Origin of the sequence: Zobellella iuensis (assembly GCF_016746085.1) — a bacterium.
In the GTDB taxonomy this organism is placed as follows: Bacteria; Pseudomonadota; Gammaproteobacteria; order Enterobacterales; family Aeromonadaceae; genus Oceanimonas; species Oceanimonas iuensis.
The window spans coordinates 105863-122612 of the sequence record NZ_JAERTZ010000025.1 but is presented as its reverse complement, the minus strand read 5'-3'; the positions used below and the strand labels follow the sequence as shown (position 1 = coordinate 122612).

The following is a 16750-nucleotide window of genomic DNA, read 5'->3' as shown; positions in this document are numbered from 1 at the left end:
CGCAGTTAGACTGCGGCTCTGTCGGGTAACCTGAAAACCGGTAACCCTACTCGTCGTTGTGGTTGCACGCGTCATTGGTGCAATGGCCGTAGAGGTACAGGCTATGGTTGGTGAGCTTGATATTGTACTGGCTGGCGATGTCGCGCTGGCGTTGCTCGATGATTTCGTCGTGAAACTCGATGACTTTGCCGCAGTCCAGGCAAACCAAGTGGTCATGGTGTTCCTGGGTGGCCAGCTCGAACACCGATTTGCCGCCTTCGAAATGGTGGCGGGTGACGATACCGGCGTCATCGAACTGGTTCAGCACCCGGTAAACGGTCGCCAGGCCGATTTCTTCGCCTTGGTCGATCAGCAGCTTATACAGATCTTCCGCACTGACATGCTGGGTTTCCGGTTGTTGCAGTAGCTCGAGTATCTTTACTCGCGGTAGCGTCACCTTGAGCCCTGCTTTTTTCAGTGCTTGATTGTTGTCAGCCATAAAAATAAAGGTTCGCATTTTTCGTTTGGGTATTGCTTTTATTGTGCTTGTTCCTGACCGTAATGGCAACCTCAATCTGTCTTGCGGGCTGATTGCGCTGGTCTGCGCCAAGAAGCTGACAATAGTGCCGCCTTTTTGCTAGTATCCGTTTTACTTTTTACTGGTCGGATGAGATGGATGAAGCTGATATTTTCTCGCCCCTGGCTGCTCCGCCGCCTGTTGAACGGCTGGCCTCCTTTCTGGGGGGCCGGGATCCGCATCGAGCAGCTCAGTCGCGACTATAGCTACTGTCGGGTAGGGCTGGCGCTGCGTTGGTGGAATAAAAACGCAAACCGCACCCAGTATGGCGGCAGCCTGTTTTCGATGACGGATCCTGTCTATTCGATGATGCTGATGGCGGTGCTGGGACCGGGATATTATGTATGGGATCGGGAGGCCAGGATAACCTTTCTCAGGCCCGGCCGCGGGCGGGTCTACGCTGATATTCATTTGAGCCTGGAGCGGCTGGCCGAAATTCGTGATGCGACCGATAACGGCGCTAAATATTTTCCCCATTTCCGCATCAATATCCTGGATGAACAGGGTGAATTGGTTGCCGAGGTGGAACGAACCCTCTATGTGCGCAAAAAAGCAGCAAACAGGCACTAAATCATGCTCTTAAGCAAAATTTCCTAATGTCATGGCCTATAAAATAATTTGCGATAAGCAGGGAACTTCGTTCATACTTACGGCGCCTAATGTGGTCTTTTTGACTCCCAAAAAACAAGGAGCAGGTAATGCGTAATAAAATGATGTTAGTAGGTGGTGTTGTGAGTGCTCTGTTGCTGGCTGGCTGTAGCTCTACTACCGCTCTGGAAAGCAAGCTGGACAGCCTGGCCCAGGACGTACAAGCCGTTCAGCAAGGTCAGCAAATGAACTCTGCCAAGATCGATCGTCTGGCTGCTGACGTTGCCGAAGCTCGTGCTTCTGCCGACCGCGCCAACTCTCGTCTGGACCAGATGGGCCGTTACACCAAGTAATAGCGGTGTGCGGAAAAAAAAGCCTGGCTTCGGTCAGGCTTTTTTTATTCCAGAATGTCCGGGCAGTATCCCGGGCACCGAGCCGGCATCATTCAACCGACGTGGTCACTGGCGGCAATGTTCAGGTGTCGGTCTTTACCCATGACGGCCCACAGGAGTACCTGTAATGGGTTCGGCTGGCTCGAGTGGCGGCTGGTAGAGGTAGCGGTTTGAGATCCCAGCCCAGCGGCATTGGAGCCGAGTGGTGGGCCGGTCGGGCAAGTATTGGGGTGATGGGCGGGGGATTGAGTCTCAGTGCCGACCCGGTGGCCGGCACTGAGCACTCGGCTTAGTACAGCTGGCCCACCAGCTGGGGCACACCCTGCTGATGGCTAATCACCTGTTCGATAAGACCACGGTCGGCGCCCTGCTCCAGCAGCGGCATCAGCGCGGTCAAATCCAGCGGACGGGTATCGGCCAGCCCTTCCGGGGTCAGGGGCTCGTGGGCTTCGACAAAGGTCTGACCGTATTGGTCGGTACTGACCTTCAGCGCCTGGTTGACGATTTGTACCCGGGTACCGTTACCGACCTGGGCAAACAGCCACTCCACATGCTCGGGATACATACGGATACACCCGGCGCTGGCGCGCAGACCCACGTCGAGCGGGTCGTTGGTACCGTGGATCAGGTATTCGCCGCTGCCGTAGGCCAGACGCATGGCATACTCGCCCAGCGGGTTGTCTGGACCGGGCGGTACCACGGCCGGCAGGGGAATGCCTTTGGCTTCATATTCCTTGCGGGTATTGGCGGTCGGTGTCCAGGTCGGGTTTTTACGCATTTCGGAGATGCGGGTGATCATCTCCGGTGTGGCACGGCCCACCCGGCCTATACCGATGGGGAACACATAGACTTCACCACCTTGCTCCGGATAATAGTACAGCCGCAGCTCCGCCAGGTTGATGACAATGCCCTGGGTTTCTGCCCGAGGCAACAGTAGCTGATTGGGGATAATCACCCGCTGGCCCGGTTGCATCAGGAACAAGTCCTGATCCGGGTTGGCGGCCAGTAGCAGTATGGGGCTGACGCCATAATAGCGGGCCAGGGCCGCCATGCTGTCACCTTCCTGGGCCGTATGGACGACGATCTGGCCTACCGGCCTGCCGGGGTCTTCCGGCAATGGAATGGGGTTAATGTTGGCCTGTGCCAGTGAGGCCGGCAACAGCAGCATCAACAATAAAACGCGTAACATCTTCATGTTTTTTCTCTTGCATCCAGTTTGGCTTCTACCCTGCTATCGTAAGTGATCGCAGACAAACAAAAAAGGGACGCGCGGCCCGCGTCCCTGATTAGACCTGAAGAATTGAATTAAGATTCCAGTTCTTTCAGACACATTTCTTCGTAAAGTTGTTTGCACCAGGCTTTGACCCTGTCCTGGGTCAGTTCGGGCTGCCTGTCTTCATCTATGCCCAGGCCGATAAAGTGGCCGTCATCCACCAGGGCACGGGAGGCCTCGAACTCATAGCCTTCGGTTGGCCAGTGGCCGATGATGATGGCGCCTTTGGGCTCGATGATGTCGCGCAGCGTACCCATGGCATCCAGGAAATACTCGGCATAGTCTTCCTGATCACCGCAACCGAAAATGGCTACCAGCTTGTCGTTGAAGTCGATTTGTTCCAGCTCGGGGAAAAAATCATCCCAGTCGGCCTGGGATTCGCCATAGTACCAGGTCGGGATCCCGAGGAGCAGCAAATCGAAACCGGCGATATCCTCCTTGGTGCTCTTGGCGATGTCGTGTACCTCGATAAGATGCTTTCCCAGTTCCTTCTGGATCATCTTGGCCACGGCCTCGGTATTGCCGGTATCACTTCCAAAAAACAGACCTACACTTGCCATAATAATGCCGTACCTGTTGAAAAGGGGTGTATCAAAATCCTGGTTCTAATCGGAGCCCTGTTGTTCTAATTGCTGCAATAACAGCGCATGGATAAGCTCAGCGCGGCTGAGCCGGCGCTCGGTGGCCAGGATATTCAGTTTACTGAACAGTTGTTCATCCACCTTAAGCTCAATGCGTCTTAGTCCACGTTCGCGATCGCGTTTCAGCTGATTGCGTTTGTTGAGCTTGAGCTGGGCTGGCCGGGGCAGGGGATTGGTTTTTGGCCTGCCGGGCCGACGTTCATCGGCAAACAAGTCCAGCGTGGTTCTATCTGCATCTTGCTTGGCCATGGGTTAACCGATCCCGCCTCCTTCCCAGGCGGCTTCGATCACTCCCTTGGCAATAAAGCCGGCGCAGCCCAGAAACAATACCAGCCAGACGATGTAACGGCCAAATTTGGGCACATTGCCCCGTTTGAGTACATCCTGAATCGCCAGCCCGATCAGCAGGAAAATGGCCACAAAAAACAGCTTGAGGCCCATGCTTTCCAGCAGCTCGATTTGTTCCAATGACATCATGTTGCCCGACCGTTGAAATTGAGCGCAACTATACCATAAAGAATTTGAGCCTGTTAACCGGCCTCGATGAGGAAATCCTGGACCAAGCGGTTGAACATCTGCGGCTTCTCAGCATGCAGCCAGTGCCCGGTATCCTGGATGACCCGTGCCTTGGCCCGAGGAAATTGCTGCCGCACCAGCGGTTGGTGCTCGGGCAACAAATAATCGGACTCGCTGCCCTTGAGGAACAGGGTGGGCCCCTCGTAAGGCTGCGGTATGCCGGGCCAGCCCATGATGGCTTGATAATGAGCGAACAGCACGGGAACGTTAAAGCGCCAGGGAGCATCGCCGTCGGCCAGGAATGACTTCAGCAGAAACTGACGCACCCCGGCGAGGTCCACATGCTGGGCAAGCACGGCGTCGGCTTCCTTCCGGCTTTGGCAGCCGGCTTCAGCAACGGCCTGCAGTCCCCGGAACACAGCATCATGGCGGGCCTGGGTATAGGCGACCGGGGCAATATCGGCCACCACCAGGGCGTGGACGTCGGCCGGTGCCAGAGCCGCCGCCATCATGGCAATCTTGCCGCCCATGGAGTGTCCCACCAAGGCGGGTCGCTCCAGTTCAAGCTGTTCGGCAAGCGCCAGAATATCTTCGGCCATGGCGGCATAGCCCATCTGTTCATCGCGAGGTGACTGGCCATGATTGCGTACGTCCACGGCGATCACGTCAAACTGCCCGGCCAGTGCCTTGCCGAGACCATTCAGATTATCCAGACTGCCGAACAGGCCGTGGATCAGCATCACCGGCCGGCCTTGCCCCTGACGGCGAAAATTCAGTTGCATGTTAATTCCCTGAGGTAAACCGAGGGCAATATTGTTGCCCGCTCTTGCCGGCGGCGCAACCCGCTTGGGCCCATGGCCTGCTCCATGTATAATCGTGCCCAGTGATTGGGAGCGGACATGCCAAAAAACATGATGAAAACCATAGAGGTAGATGAAGATCTTTACCGTTATATCGCCAGCAACACCCGCCATATCGGCGAAAGCGCCTCGGACATACTACGACGACTGCTGAAGTTGCAACCTGCCGCGAGTGCCGTTGCCGAACCGACGCCGGTGGCGGGCAAGGGGATAGCGCAAATGCTGGGCGGCAATGAGCTGGCTGCAGACGAGTCGGCCATCGACCGTTTCATGCATATTCTGGCGGTGCTCTATCGGGAAAACCCCACCTCTTTTGCCCAGGCCTGCGATATCAAGGGGCGCAAGCGCATCTATTTCGCCGACTCCGAGGCGGCCCTGCTGGCCGCCGGTAATACCACCAAACCCAAAGCCATCGACGGCAGCCCCTACTGGGTGATCACCAATACCAATACCGGTCGCAAGCGCAACATCGTCGCGCAACTGATGGCGGCCATGGGCTATCCTCACGGACTGATCGAGCGGGTGTGCCAAAGTATTTAACACACTGAAGGACTAAGCCTATGACCATGCATCCCAGAGCCGGAGCGCCGGCCGGTGTCGACGATCTTGTCAATATTCCGCGGTTGATGGCCGCCTATTACCAACTGCGGCCGGATCCGGCCCGGGCGGAGCAGCAGGTGGCTTTCGGTACCTCGGGACACCGGGGCTGCGCCCTGGATGGCAGCTTCAACGAACTGCATATCAGGGCCATCTGCCAGGCGGTGGCGGAGTACCGCACAGGCCAGGGATTGGGCGGGCCGCTGTTTCTGGCCATGGATACCCATGCCCTGTCGGAAGCCGCCTGGGGCTCGGCCCTGGAGGTGCTGGTGGCCAACGGCCTGGAGGTGAGGGTACAGCAGGGGCGGGGCTATACGCCGACCCCGGTGGTGTCGCACGCCATCCTCAACCACAACCGCGGCCATGCGGATGCTCGGGCGGACGGCATAGTGATCACCCCCTCCCATAATCCGCCCCGGGATGGCGGAATTAAATACAACGGGCCGGACGGCGGGCCGGCCTCGGCGGAAGCCACCCGCTGGATCCAGGACAGGGCCAATGCGCTGATCGCCGCCGGCGGGGCCGGCATCGTTTCCCTGTCCTTTGCCGAGGCGTTCGAGCGTGCCGTGGCCTGCGACTATGTCGAAGCCTATGTGGCGGAGCTGGGTGACGTGGTGGACATGGCCGCCATCCGCAAGGCGGGCATCCGCATCGGCATCGATCCCCTGGGCGGGGCGGGTCTGGCCTACTGGCCGCATATCGCCGAGCGTTACGGCCTGGATATCACAGTGGTCAACCCGAGCCAGGACCCGACCTTTGCCTTTATGACCCTGGATCACGACGGCCAGATCCGCATGGATTGCTCCAGTCCCTACTGCATGGCCAACCTGCTGGCGATGAGGGACGATTTCGATATCGCCTGCGGCAACGACCCCGACTATGATCGCCACGGCATAGTGGACCAGGACGGCTTGATGGATCCCAACCACTACCTGGCGGTCTGTATTCACTACCTTTTCACCCACAGGCCCCGGTGGCCGGCGACGCTGGCGATCGGCAAGACCCTGGTGTCTTCTTCCCTGATCGATCGGGTGGCGGCACACCTGGGGCGACTGTTGCTGGAAGTCCCGGTCGGCTTCAAGTGGTATGTGCAGGATCTGAACGATGGCAAGCTGGGCTTTGTTGGTGAAGAAAGTGCCGGCGCCTCCTTCCTGCGCATGGACGGTGAGGTGTGGAGCACGGACAAGGACGGCTTTATTCCCTCGTTGCTGGCGGCGGAAATCCTGGCGGTCACCGGTCTCACCCCGCACCAGTACTACGAGCGGCTGGCGACCGAGCTGGGCCGTCCCGTCTATCGTCGGCTGGATGCCCCTGCCAGCCTGGCGCAAAAGCAGGTGCTGGCCAGGCTCGACCGCAGCGACGTCGAGGCCGACACCCTGGCGGGAGATCCCATTGTCGCCATCCTGACCAGGGCACCGGGGAACGGCGCCGCTATCGGCGGCCTCAAGGTGGTGACCGAGCAGGGCTGGTTTGCCGCCCGCCCCAGCGGCACCGAGCAGGTCTATAAGATTTATGCCGAAAGTTTTCGGGACCAGGCCCACCTGGAGCAGCTGATTGCCGAAGCCCGGCAGTTGGTGAGTGCGACTTTCGCCAAGGCCGGCGTGTAAGAACCGGGTGTTTGCCGGGCCACCCCGGTCATTGGCCGGGGTGGCCTGGTTTCTGCGTCGGCGGACCCTTTGTGGTCATCTCTCTTTCTCTCATTCGTGTTGTCCCGGCGCCGCCGATGTGCCGCACGCTTTTTTTTGACCGCGCTGTTCCGGCGGGAGTATGCATAACTAAACACCGCTCTGGCGGCGGTCAGCATAAATGCTCATGGCAGCAGCTTATATCTTCACTGCAGGTGCAATATCGCCCTGGCGGGAGGGCTGTCCGTCTCCGGCTTTACTAGACTTTGATGCTGAAATCATGTTTTATCGCCATGCGATATCTTGTTTTTATTGGTGTTATTGGAGGTAAATGTGAACGGAAGCCGGCTCGGTGATTTTTTGACCCTCAGCAGGGCGCATCCCTGGGAGCTCGCTCCCTTCAATGAGCGACTGCCCGACGGCAGCGAGGTCCAGGTATGGGATACCGGCGTGTTATGTATTGAACCGCTGTCGCCGGGGAATAAAGATATCGTGCTTTCCTGTGGTATTCACGGCAATGAAACCGCGCCCATCGAGCTGTGTGAACGGTTGCTGCGGGCCCTGGTTGAGGGGCGTCTGCCCTGCCGGCAACGGTTGCTGCTGATCTTCGGCAATCCGGCGGCGATGAACCTGGGGGTTCGGGAGCTGGAGGATAATCTGAACCGGCTGTTTTCCGGCGCTCATGCCCGGGGTGACCAGCACAGCAGGGAGCGGGTACGGGCCGCCAGGCTGGAGCAGTATGTCGCTCGATTCTTCGAGGCGCGTGAAGGGGGTGAGCGGCTGCATTACGATCTGCACACCGCCATCCGTCCCTCCAAGTACGAGAAGTTCGCCATCTATCCCTTTACCCATGGTCAACCCTACAGCCGTCGGCAGCTGGCGTTTCTGAGTGCCTCGGGGGTAGACACCATCCTGCTGGCCCACGGTCCAACGACCACCTTCAGCTACTTCAGCGCCCGTGGCTTCGGCGCCCACGGATTTACCGTCGAACTCGGCAAGGTCATGCCCTTCGGCCAGAATGATGCCAGCCGTTTTTCTGCCCTGGAGCACAACCTGCAGCGGCTGATCAGCGAGCCCGACTGGCAGGCGGAGCCCGTTGATATCAGTAAGATCCGGGTGTTCCGGGTATGCCAGGAAATCGTCAAGCAGAGCGACGATTTCCATTTTAACTTTGCCGATGAGGTGGCCAATTTCACCGCCTTTGCTGCCGGAACTTTGCTGGCCGAGGACGGGACAGAGCGCTGGTTTGCCCGCGAGCAGGAGGAAGCCGTGGTTTTCCCCAATGCCAAGGTGGCCAACCGGCACCGGGCCGCATTGATGGTGGTGGAGGCCGAGTTGCACGCGGAGATGCTGCGCTAAGCCATTCCGGACCCTGAACGGAAATGAGACCACAACGGGAGACTGTTGTGGTCTTTTCATTTTATTATTGTGAACAAAATGTAGATTTTTAGTTTTGTTTTGTGTAATTATTTGTGTGCCCATTGGGTGTAAACAAAAGCACATTAACAATAGTTTTTGTATTCATAAAAATCAGGAAGTCACACTTCAAGAATGTGAGGGAATCACGGATATGAAGCAGATCGGCAAGCGTCTTCTTAGTGTTTCAGCAGTGGCACTGGCGGTCTCCGCCGCGCCCCAGCTCAGTGCCGCCACCTGGTCCGATACCTATATCGGCTACAGGTACGGTACCCAGTTCACCGAGCCCAATAACCCCAACGATATCAAAAAGCATGTGTTGCAGCTGACCCATGCCAGCGGCTATGCCTATGGCCAGAATTTCTTCAATGTGGACCTGCTGCAGTCGGACGGTAACGACAAGGCGAACGGCAGCGATAAAGGCGCCACCGAGGCCTACCTGACCTATCGCCATCAACTGCATCTGGGCAAGGTATTCGATACCGATCTGAGTTTCGGACCGGTCAAGGAGGTGGCGCTGACCGCCGGCTTCGATCTGAACACCAAGAACACCACCTTCGCCCCGCGCAAGCGCATGCTGGTGGCTGGACCCACCCTGAAATTCGATGTGCCCAAAGGGTTTGTGGACTTGAGTCTGTTCTATGCTTACGAGCAGAACCACTGCGGCTTGCCCGGTTGTGGCGCCCCGGGCAACAAGAACGATATCAGCTTCGATCCCTACTATGTGATCGGCCTGGCCTGGGGGCTGCCGTTCCAGGCCGGCCCGGTGCCGATGAAGTTCCAGGGCTTCGCCAACTACAATACCGAGAAGGGTAACGATTATTTCAACAATGGCACCAAGCCGGAAGTCCTATCGCGCAGCTCCCTGATGGTGGACGTGGGCCAGCTGGCGTTCAACAAGAGCAATACCCTGTGGGCCGGTGTCGGCTATGAGTACTGGGACAATAAATTCGGTAACCACGGCAAGCCCGGAGTAGATACCAGGGCGCCGACCTTCCAGTTGGAATGGCATTTCTAAGCCGTCCGCCTACGCCTGTTATTCCTGTGCATAGAGCAGAAGAGCGCCGCGGCGCTCTTCTTTTATTTCAGAAGCGCCAGACCGCCAGTCCCTGCACCGCGCTTTCGCTGATATCGCTGCCGAACTTGTTGTGCCAGTACTGGTACTCGATACCTACGAACAGCCGCTGGGGATCATTGAACAGGGTCTTGCCCAGATCGTAACGCAGCTGGGGCTGGGCCAGGACATGGGCCTTGACCTTGTCGCCGAATTCGTTGGTGCGGCTGCCGATATATTCGGCATGGCCTTCCAGGCTGAAGTCGTGATTAGCGAAGGCGAAGGGAAAGGCCCAGGCGGTATCCAGCATCCAGCTGTCGCCTTCCTTGGGGGCCCCGCCGTTGGCGACGCCCAGGTTGTCATCAATATAGGCGGTGATCAGCGTATTGAAGAAGGCGGCGCCGGGCACGTCAAGTGCCAACTGAATACCTGGCAGGTATTTGCGGATCTTGCTGTCGCCCCCCGCATTGACCCCGAGCACGACCCCCACATCCTTGAGCGGGCCCAGGCTGAGGTCGGCGCCGCTGATTTTGCCGAGACTGAAGTTGAAATAGGCTTCGCCGTACCAGTCCCGTTGCCGCTGGCCGTCATCCCAGTCGGAGTAATCGACAAAGAAGAAATTGTCGCCGTATTTCCAGCCGCTGGCATGTTGCAGGGTATAGATATGGGTGGTCGACTTCTGCTCGGCAGCGGGCCCGAAGGGGTTCTGCTTAAGGTTGCCCAACTGATAATGCAGCTCGGTGCTGCTCCAGTCGGCCCCGAATGCGGGGGTAGCGGCCATGGCAGCCAGCAACGCTAAGGCGGTTTTTTTCATCATGACTCCCTGTCATCATTGTATCCACAATGTGGATGATATTGGGTTATTAGCTACCTAAATTTGTATCAAATTAAGAGCTAAACCATCTTACCCAAATGGTGTCGAAGGAGTTGTGAAGGAAGTCACAACTTTATCTATTATCTTTAAATGAAGATTCTTTTTGTGGAGGTTTTCCTGTGCCCGTCGCCTCACCGGTGTTTGCCGGTGCGGCGTTGCCCACGGCGGAGGCTGTCTTGGGGGCAAAGGGATAGCGGCGGTGGGTAAAGGCCTTATGATAGAGGCTGGCAAAGGCCACCATGAACAGGGTGCCGGCCAGGGTGGGCAGGATGAAGTCCATCGGCGGCAGGTGGGCCCCGGAGAGATAGATCAGTATGGGGTTGGCGCCGGCGGGGGGGTGCAGGGTGTCGGTCAGCACCATCAGGGTAATGCCGAGGCCAAAGCAGGTCGCCAGCCCCAGTATGGGATCCGGCAGAAATTCGAGGCCGAGCACAGCCAGGCTGGTGGTCAGCAGATGCCCGAGGATCACATGCCTGGGCCGGGACAGGGGAGCCGAAGGCAGCAATAACAGCAAGACCAGGGTGGCACCGAGTGGTGCGCTCAGCACCATAAAATGAGCCCAGCTCTTCAGGTAGCTCAGGCAGATCACCGCAACAAAGGCGGCCAGGCCGGCGAGGGTGGCGTCGCGCAGCCGGTGTTTAAAATGCATGCAGACCTCGGTGGCCGTAAACGACTGGAATGGCATCGTCCGGATAGGACAGAGGGTTAAATTGTATTTAAAATGTATAAAAAATAAAGGGCAATCTGGTCGTGCAGCCTTCGATAACTCAACAGCAGGGAGGGGTTATGAACGAGCATGAATCCTTACGTAAAGCGCTGGCCTGGCTGCTGGAGCATCCCGAGCTGGATCAGCATCTGATCGCTGAAGCGAGCCGTCATTTCGATTTATCGCCGCTGGACGAGGAATTTCTGATCCAGTATTTTCTCAGTGGCAGCCATGGCATGGCCCGGACGTCATCAAAAAACACCCGGGATGATGATTTAGACAGCAATTGAATCCATGACTATTTACAGCCGCCGTGGGGGCAAGTATGATGCGCGCTGTCCGGAGGGGTGGCAGAGTGGTTGAATGCACCGGTCTTGAAAACCGGCGTAGGTTAATAGCCTACCGTGGGTTCAAATCCCACCTCCTCCGCCAGATTGAAAACGCCGCTAGAGCATCGCTTTAGCGGCGTTTTTGCTTTTCCGCAACCATGGTCAGGCACAGGGGCAAGCGTACCCGCAGGCTGGGGGCATAGGCCCGAGCGGACGCCCGGTGGACGTACAGGGTGGACCTATGATGGCGGTGCCTTCTGCGCTAGCTGGCCGGCTGGCTCCCGTCCAGGGTACGTCTCCTACGCTGCAGCCAGGCGACCAGGCCGGCCAGGGCCAGGGCGGGAATGAACATCCATTCCTGGGATGGCCGCTCCGCCGGGCGCTGCAGCGCCACTATCTCCAGCTCGAAATCCACGCCCAGCCGCTCGGCCTGGCTGCCGAAGTCCACCCGCTCTATGATGGCCTTGTCGCCCTCCACCCGGACTGCCGCGATACCGGTGCTGGCCAGACGTTCCTCGGCGCCTGCACGGCGGGCATCGAAGCCGAGCTCGACCGTCCGGCTGACCGGCTCGCCAAACAGGTTGGTGCCGCCCAGCTGCAGTATGATGGACTCGGTAGGCCTGAGGTCCGCCACCACCTCCCGCCATTCGCTGCCATCATATTCCGCCATCGGCGGAAACATCCGATCCCAGAAAAAGCCGGGACGGAACAGGGTGAAGGCCACCAGCAGCAGTGCCAGGGTCTCCCACCAGCGGCTCCTGACCAGCCAGAAGCCCTGGGTGGCGGCGGCGAACAGCAGCATGGCCGTCAGCGCGCTGAAGATGGTCAGCAGCAGTCGCCACCAGCTGTCAATCCCTAACAGCAGCAGCTGGGTATTGAAGATAAACATGAAGGGCAGTATGGCGGTACGTATATCGTAGGCGAAGCCCTGCAGGCCGGTCTTGATCGGGTCCGATTTGGCGATGGCGGCGGCGGCGAAGGCGGCCAGCCCCACCGGCGGGGTGTCGTCCGCCAGGATGCCGAAGTAAAACACGAACAGGTGTACCGCAATCAGGGGCACTATCAGTCCGTGCTGGGCACCCAGGTTGACGATAACCGGCGCCATCAGGGTAGACACTACTATGTAGTTGGCGGTGGTGGGCAGGCCCATGCCGAGCAGCAGGCTGATAATGGCGGTGAAGATCAGCATCAGCAGCAGGTTGCCGCCGGAAATGAATTCGACAAACTCGGTCATCACCAGGCCGATACCGGTGAGGGTGACGGTGCCCACCACTATACCGGCGGCAGCCGTAGCCACACCGATGCCGATCATGTTGCGCGAACCGGTGACCATGCCGTGGAAGAGGTCCTCAAGTCCTTCCCGGCCCAGCTTGTTCCAGGCCGGCTGCCGGCGGAAAAACGCCTTGAGCGGCTTGTGGGTCACCACTATCGCCATCATGAACAGGGTGGCCCAGAAGGCGGACAGCCCCGGCGAGAGCCGTTCGACCGTCAGGCACCAGACCAGTACCACTATCGGCAGCAGATAATACATGCCGGCCCTGAAGGTCGGGCCCGGCTCCGGCATATGGATATCGGGGTTCTCCGGATCGTCGATGGCCAGATCCGGCAAACGGGCGGCAATGGCGACCAGGCCGATGTAGGCGAACAGCGCCAGTCCGCTCAGTACCCAGCTGGCGACGTCACCGAACAGGGTCTTGGTCCAGCCGATGCCGTAGTAGACGATGGCCGACAGCAGCATGAAACCGATGAGCACGGTGAAGAAGCCGGCCAACCGTTGCAGCAGGGTCGCCTTGCGGCGCTGTTGCAGCGGTGTCATGCCGGCCTTTACCGCTTCCAGATGGACGATGTAGATCAGGGCGGCATAGGAAATCAGTGCCGGCAGTATGGCCGCCTTGATCACCTCGATGTAGGAAATGCCGACGTACTCCACCATCAGGAAAGCGGCGGCCCCCATGATCGGCGGCGTGAGCTGGCCGTTGGTGGAGGCGGCCACCTCCACCGCGCCGGCCTTGCTGGCGGGAAAGCCGACCCGTTTCATCAGGGGAATGGTAAAGGTGCCGGTGGTCACCACGTTGGCGATGGAAGAGCCCGACACCAGCCCGGACAGGCCGGAAGACACCACCGCCGCCTTGGCCGGGCCGCCACGCATATGGCCGAGCAGGGAGAAAGCGACCTTGATGAAGTAGTTGCCGGCCCCGGCCCGCTCCAGCAGGGAGCCGAACAGCACGAACATAAACACAAAGGAGGTGGAGACCCCGATGGCCACCCCGAACACCCCTTCGGTGGTCAGCCACTGATGGGTGATGATGCGGTTGAGGCTGGCGCCGCGATGGGCGATGACGTCCGGCATATGGGGGCCGGCAAAGGTATAAAAGAGGAAGACCGCCGCCACCACCATCAAGGGCGGGCCCAGGGCGCGGCGGGTGGCTTCCAGCAGCAGCAGCATGCCAACACAACCGACCACCAGATCCTGGGTGGTGGGCAGCCCGGGGCGGGTCGACAGCTCCCGGTAGAACAGGAACAGATAGGCGGCGGCAAAGGCACCCAGCAGGGCCAGCAGCCAGTCCTGCAGCGGAATACGATCCCGGGGCGAGCGTTTCAGCGCCGGGTAGGCGGTAAAGGCCAGGAAGACGGCGAAGGCCAGGTGGATGGCCCTGGCTTCGGTATCGTTGAGAATGGCGAAGTTCAGCATGAACGGCAGCGGCGACACGTACCACAGCTGGAACAGGGTCCAGGCGAAGGGCACCAGCAGCAGCACCCAGTGACCGAACCCCGACGGATGGCGGGCGCCGGTATCGGCGGCCAGCATGTCTTCGAGTTCTTGCCGGGTCTTATCTTGAGGTTGGGACATGAACGGCTTCTCCGATACCTGCCATGCTACCCCGTCCCGCACGGGAAAAAGGCGGCTCCCCATACCGGGTAGCCGCCCTGGTAGCATGGCTTAACGGCAGGGAGAGGCTCCCTGCCCGATGAGCACGGGCGGCGTTATTCCACCAGGCCCGCTTCCTTGAAGTACTTGCTGGCGCCATCGTGCAGGGGCGCGGTCAGGCCGTCCTTCACCATCTGCTCTTTCTGCAGGTTGCCGAAAGCGGGATGCAGTCGTATGAACTGATCGAAGTTTTCGAATACCGCCTTGGTCAGCTCATAGACCACGTTCTCCGGCACCTTGGCGCTGCTCACCAGGTTGGCGCCGACCCCGAAGGTCTGCACGTCTTCGTCGGCGCCGGTGTATTCGCCGCCGGGTATGGTGATATAGCGGTAGTAGGCGTTGTCGGCCACCAGCTGGTCGATCACCTCGCCGGTTACGCTGACCAGGTTGGCCTCGCAGGCGGTGGTGGCTTCCTTGATGGAGCCGTTGGGGTGGCCCACCACATAGACGAAGGCGTCGATACGGTTGTCGCACAGGGCCTGGCCGTGCTCGGCCGGGCGCAGCTCGGACACCAGGCGGAAGTCACCGTGGCTCCAGCCATAGGCCTTGAGCAGGATTTCCATGGTGTCGCGCTGGCCGGAGCCGGGGTTGCCGATATTGACCCGCTTGCCCTTGAGATCCTCGAAGGTGTTAATGTTGGCGTCCTTGCGTGCCACTATGGTCAGGGCCTCGCCATGCAGGGCGAAGACGGCACGCAGATCCTCGAACTTGCCCTGATCGGCGAAGGAGCCTTCGCCGTGGTAGGCCTGGTACTCCAGATCCGACTGGGCTATCCCCACCTCCAGCTCGCCGGAACGCAGGGAGTTGAGGTTATAGGGGGAACCGCCGGTGCTCTCCACCGAACAGCGCACCCCGTGTTCGGCCCGGCCCTGGTTGACCAGCCGGCAGATGGCACCACCGGTGGGATAATAGACACCGGTCACACCGCCCGTCCCAATGGTGATAAAGGTTTGTTCGGTTGCCACGGCGCCGGACAGGCCGGCGCTCAGGCTGAAACCAACGACGGCAGCGGCGCTACCCATGGTTTTTTTTATCGACATAGTTCCTTTTCCTTGTCTTGGGGTAAACAGTCGGCCAAATCATACTTGACCCGTAAGCTGTTCAAAGATAGCAAAAAAATCATGGAGATGGGGGCGAATAGCGTCTGTTGGCGCACAAAAATGGATTCAAGTGGATTATTTTTTCAATGGCGGGGAGGCCAGCCCGCTGCTTGCGGACCGGCCCGGGGGACGCGAGCCTGTTCAGCGACTGGTGATGGCGGCGATCATTCGGTGCAGGGCTTCATCCAGCATGGCGTGGGGGCAGCCGAAGTTGAGGCGGACGAAATCGCTGCCGCCGAACTGGCCGCCGGGAGAGAGGCCGACACCGGCCTGTTCGAAAAAGCCGATGGGATCTTCCAGCGCCAGGGCGCCGATATCGATCCAGGCCAGGTAGGTCGCCTCCGGCGCCAGCACCTTGACACCCGGCACCCGGCCGAGCCGCTCCACCAGCAGGTCCCGGTTCCGGCGCAGGTAGGCCAACTGGGCCTGCAGCCAGTCATCGCCATCCCGGTAGGCGGCTTCGGCGGCGACAAAACCGAGCAGGTTGACGTCGGCCATGATGCCGCGGGCGGCCCGCACCAGGCGGGTACGCAGCTCGGGGTTGGGCACTATGGCGAAGGAGCAGCACAGGCCGGCGATATTGAAGGTCTTGCTCGGCGCCATCAGGATGATGCTGCGGTTGGCGGCGTCGTCGTCCAGGGCGGCATAGGGAATATGGGGTTTGCCTTCGTCCAGCAGCAGATCGCAGTGGATCTCGTCGGAGCACACCACCAGATCGTGCCGTTTGGCGATGTCGTTGATGGCCAGCAGCTCGTCCCGGGTATAGATGGTCCCGCCCGGATTATGCGGGTTGCAGAACAGCAGCAGCTCGCTGTGCTGGGCCTGCTGCTCGAGCTCGTCCAGATCCAACAGCCAGCGGCCGTCTTGTTCCACCATGCCGACATGGGCGGCCTTGCGGCCATGGAAACCGGGCGCATGCAGGAAGGGGTAGTAAATCGGTTTGGGCGTCAGGATGGCACTGCCGGGCTCGCTGAAGGTCTGGCAGGCCAGGTTCAGCGCCGGTACCACGCCCGGCATGTACACCAGCCAGTCGGCTTCGATGCGCCAGTTGTAGCGCTCCTGCATGCGTTGAATGATCAGCTCGGTCAACTGTGGACTCGGGCGGCTATAGCCGAAGATGCCATGTTCCACCCGCTCACTCAGCGCTTCGATCACCGCCGGCGGTGCCTTGAATTCGGTATCGGCCACCCACATCGGCAGAATATCGGTGCCTTCATACTTCAGCCATTTCAGCGCACGGGTGGGGCGTCGGTCTATCCACTGATCAAAATCAAACATGGGGGTTCCTTATCGG

At 59.4% G+C, this 16750-nt stretch carries 18 protein-coding genes and 1 tRNA gene; 8 read left to right on the top strand and 11 right to left on the bottom strand.

Features of this window, described 5'->3' with window-relative positions; translation table 11 throughout:
* Window positions 1-46 precede the first annotated feature (46 nt).
* Window positions 47-478: a ferric iron uptake transcriptional regulator gene (fur, locus tag JKV55_RS11440; protein ID WP_202085374.1), complete on the bottom strand. Its 432-nt coding sequence runs from the start codon at window positions 476-478 to the stop codon at window positions 47-49.
* A gap of 177 nt (window positions 479-655) precedes the next feature.
* On the opposite strand from fur, the gene JKV55_RS11435 reads away from it, so the two are divergent.
* Window positions 656-1126: a DUF4442 domain-containing protein gene (locus JKV55_RS11435; RefSeq protein WP_202085372.1), complete on the top strand. Its 471-nt coding sequence runs from the start codon at window positions 656-658 to the stop codon at window positions 1124-1126.
* Window positions 1127-1254: 128 nt separating this feature from the next.
* Window positions 1255-1497, top strand: coding sequence for an LPP leucine zipper domain-containing protein (locus JKV55_RS11430; RefSeq protein WP_094038658.1), 243 nt, complete (start codon window positions 1255-1257; stop codon window positions 1495-1497).
* Between the two features lie 328 nt (window positions 1498-1825).
* Here JKV55_RS11430 and JKV55_RS11425 read toward each other — a convergent pair whose 3' ends face one another.
* The 5 genes from JKV55_RS11425 to JKV55_RS11405 all read right to left on the bottom strand — a co-directional run bounded on the left by JKV55_RS11425 (window position 1826) and on the right by JKV55_RS11405 (window position 4748).
* Window positions 1826-2731 carry a L,D-transpeptidase family protein gene (locus JKV55_RS11425; RefSeq protein WP_202085370.1) on the bottom strand — a complete coding sequence of 302 codons (906 nt, stop codon included), beginning with the start codon at window positions 2729-2731 and terminating at the stop codon, window positions 1826-1828.
* Between the two features lie 110 nt (window positions 2732-2841).
* Window positions 2842-3369: a flavodoxin FldA gene (fldA, locus tag JKV55_RS11420; RefSeq protein WP_202085368.1), complete on the bottom strand. Its 528-nt coding sequence runs from the start codon at window positions 3367-3369 to the stop codon at window positions 2842-2844.
* Window positions 3370-3414: 45 nt separating this feature from the next.
* Window positions 3415-3699 (bottom strand): LexA regulated protein, encoded by a 285-nt coding sequence (ybfE, locus tag JKV55_RS11415; RefSeq protein WP_202085366.1) that lies wholly within the window; start codon window positions 3697-3699, stop codon window positions 3415-3417.
* A gap of 3 nt (window positions 3700-3702) precedes the next feature.
* Window positions 3703-3924 (bottom strand): DUF2788 domain-containing protein, encoded by a 222-nt coding sequence (locus tag JKV55_RS11410; protein WP_202086846.1) that lies wholly within the window; start codon window positions 3922-3924, stop codon window positions 3703-3705.
* Window positions 3925-3980: 56 nt separating this feature from the next.
* Window positions 3981-4748 carry an alpha/beta fold hydrolase gene (locus JKV55_RS11405; RefSeq protein WP_202085364.1) on the bottom strand — a complete coding sequence of 256 codons (768 nt, stop codon included), beginning with the start codon at window positions 4746-4748 and terminating at the stop codon, window positions 3981-3983.
* Between the two features lie 132 nt (window positions 4749-4880).
* On the opposite strand from JKV55_RS11405, the gene JKV55_RS11400 reads away from it, so the two are divergent.
* From JKV55_RS11400 to JKV55_RS11385, 4 genes are all read left to right on the top strand, one after another.
* Complete coding sequence (locus tag JKV55_RS11400; protein ID WP_202086844.1) at window positions 4881-5366, top strand: replication initiation negative regulator SeqA; 486 nt, start codon at window positions 4881-4883, stop codon at window positions 5364-5366.
* A gap of 20 nt (window positions 5367-5386) precedes the next feature.
* Window positions 5387-7030, top strand: a complete 1644-nt coding sequence (pgm, locus tag JKV55_RS11395) for a phosphoglucomutase (alpha-D-glucose-1,6-bisphosphate-dependent) (protein ID WP_202085362.1) — start codon at window positions 5387-5389, stop codon at window positions 7028-7030.
* Between the two features lie 351 nt (window positions 7031-7381).
* Window positions 7382-8407 carry a succinylglutamate desuccinylase gene (gene astE / locus JKV55_RS11390; RefSeq protein WP_202085360.1) on the top strand — a complete coding sequence of 342 codons (1026 nt, stop codon included), beginning with the start codon at window positions 7382-7384 and terminating at the stop codon, window positions 8405-8407.
* A 211-nt stretch (window positions 8408-8618) separates the two neighbouring features.
* A complete protein-coding gene (locus tag JKV55_RS11385) occupies window positions 8619-9482 on the top strand; it encodes an outer membrane protein OmpK (RefSeq protein WP_202085358.1) in 864 nt (287 codons plus the stop codon).
* Window positions 9483-9549: 67 nt separating this feature from the next.
* Here the strand turns inward: JKV55_RS11385 and JKV55_RS11380 are convergent, their stop codons facing one another.
* Entirely contained in the window at window positions 9550-10332 is a 783-nt protein-coding gene (locus JKV55_RS11380; protein WP_202085356.1) for a nucleoside-binding protein, read from the bottom strand.
* Between the two features lie 133 nt (window positions 10333-10465).
* Window positions 10466-11041 carry an HPP family protein gene (locus tag JKV55_RS11375; RefSeq protein ID WP_202085354.1) on the bottom strand — a complete coding sequence of 192 codons (576 nt, stop codon included), beginning with the start codon at window positions 11039-11041 and terminating at the stop codon, window positions 10466-10468.
* Window positions 11042-11178: 137 nt separating this feature from the next.
* Between JKV55_RS11375 and JKV55_RS11370 the strand changes: the two genes are divergently transcribed.
* Both JKV55_RS11370 and JKV55_RS11365 read left to right on the top strand, forming a co-directional pair.
* Window positions 11179-11388, top strand: coding sequence for a hypothetical protein (locus JKV55_RS11370; protein WP_202085352.1), 210 nt, complete (start codon window positions 11179-11181; stop codon window positions 11386-11388).
* 51 nt (window positions 11389-11439) lie between these two features.
* Window positions 11440-11530 (top strand) — tRNA-Ser (locus JKV55_RS11365).
* A gap of 159 nt (window positions 11531-11689) precedes the next feature.
* Here JKV55_RS11365 and JKV55_RS11360 read toward each other — a convergent pair.
* The 3 genes from JKV55_RS11360 to JKV55_RS11350 form a co-directional block, all read right to left on the bottom strand.
* Window positions 11690-14278, bottom strand: a complete 2589-nt coding sequence (locus JKV55_RS11360) for a TRAP transporter permease (RefSeq protein ID WP_202085350.1) — start codon at window positions 14276-14278, stop codon at window positions 11690-11692.
* A 134-nt stretch (window positions 14279-14412) separates the two neighbouring features.
* Entirely contained in the window at window positions 14413-15396 is a 984-nt protein-coding gene (locus JKV55_RS11355; RefSeq protein WP_202085348.1) for a TAXI family TRAP transporter solute-binding subunit, read from the bottom strand.
* A 201-nt stretch (window positions 15397-15597) separates the two neighbouring features.
* A complete protein-coding gene (locus tag JKV55_RS11350; protein ID WP_202085346.1) occupies window positions 15598-16734 on the bottom strand; it encodes a MalY/PatB family protein in 1137 nt (378 codons plus the stop codon).
* Between the last annotated feature and the right edge of the window lie 16 nt (window positions 16735-16750).

Bases quoted from the DNA above. Each gene is read 5' to 3' on its own strand.
- JKV55_RS11425 (WP_202085370.1), bottom strand. From the start codon at position 2,731: ATGAAGATGTTACGCGTTTTATTGTTGATGCTGCTGTTGCCGGCCTCA.
- JKV55_RS11405 (WP_202085364.1), bottom strand. From the start codon at position 4,748: ATGCAACTGAATTTTCGCCGTCAGGGGCAAGGCCGGCCGGTGATGCTG.
- JKV55_RS11385 (WP_202085358.1), top strand. From the start codon at position 8,619: ATGAAGCAGATCGGCAAGCGTCTTCTTAGTGTTTCAGCAGTGGCACTG.
- JKV55_RS11375 (WP_202085354.1), bottom strand. From the start codon at position 11,041: ATGCATTTTAAACACCGGCTGCGCGACGCCACCCTCGCCGGCCTGGCC.
- JKV55_RS11360 (WP_202085350.1), bottom strand. From the start codon at position 14,278: ATGTCCCAACCTCAAGATAAGACCCGGCAAGAACTCGAAGACATGCTG.
- JKV55_RS11400 (WP_202086844.1), top strand. From the start codon at position 4,881: ATGAAAACCATAGAGGTAGATGAAGATCTTTACCGTTATATCGCCAGC.
- JKV55_RS11355 (WP_202085348.1), bottom strand. From the start codon at position 15,396: ATGTCGATAAAAAAAACCATGGGTAGCGCCGCTGCCGTCGTTGGTTTC.
- JKV55_RS11410 (WP_202086846.1), bottom strand. From the start codon at position 3,924: ATGTCATTGGAACAAATCGAGCTGCTGGAAAGCATGGGCCTCAAGCTG.
- ybfE (WP_202085366.1), bottom strand. From the start codon at position 3,699: ATGGCCAAGCAAGATGCAGATAGAACCACGCTGGACTTGTTTGCCGAT.
- JKV55_RS11430 (WP_094038658.1), top strand. From the start codon at position 1,255: ATGCGTAATAAAATGATGTTAGTAGGTGGTGTTGTGAGTGCTCTGTTG.
- JKV55_RS11350 (WP_202085346.1), bottom strand. From the start codon at position 16,734: ATGTTTGATTTTGATCAGTGGATAGACCGACGCCCCACCCGTGCGCTG.
- JKV55_RS11370 (WP_202085352.1), top strand. From the start codon at position 11,179: ATGAACGAGCATGAATCCTTACGTAAAGCGCTGGCCTGGCTGCTGGAG.
- JKV55_RS11380 (WP_202085356.1), bottom strand. From the start codon at position 10,332: ATGAAAAAAACCGCCTTAGCGTTGCTGGCTGCCATGGCCGCTACCCCC.
- JKV55_RS11435 (WP_202085372.1), top strand. From the start codon at position 656: ATGAAGCTGATATTTTCTCGCCCCTGGCTGCTCCGCCGCCTGTTGAAC.
- fldA (WP_202085368.1), bottom strand. From the start codon at position 3,369: ATGGCAAGTGTAGGTCTGTTTTTTGGAAGTGATACCGGCAATACCGAG.
- fur (WP_202085374.1), bottom strand. From the start codon at position 478: ATGGCTGACAACAATCAAGCACTGAAAAAAGCAGGGCTCAAGGTGACG.
- pgm (WP_202085362.1), top strand. From the start codon at position 5,387: ATGACCATGCATCCCAGAGCCGGAGCGCCGGCCGGTGTCGACGATCTT.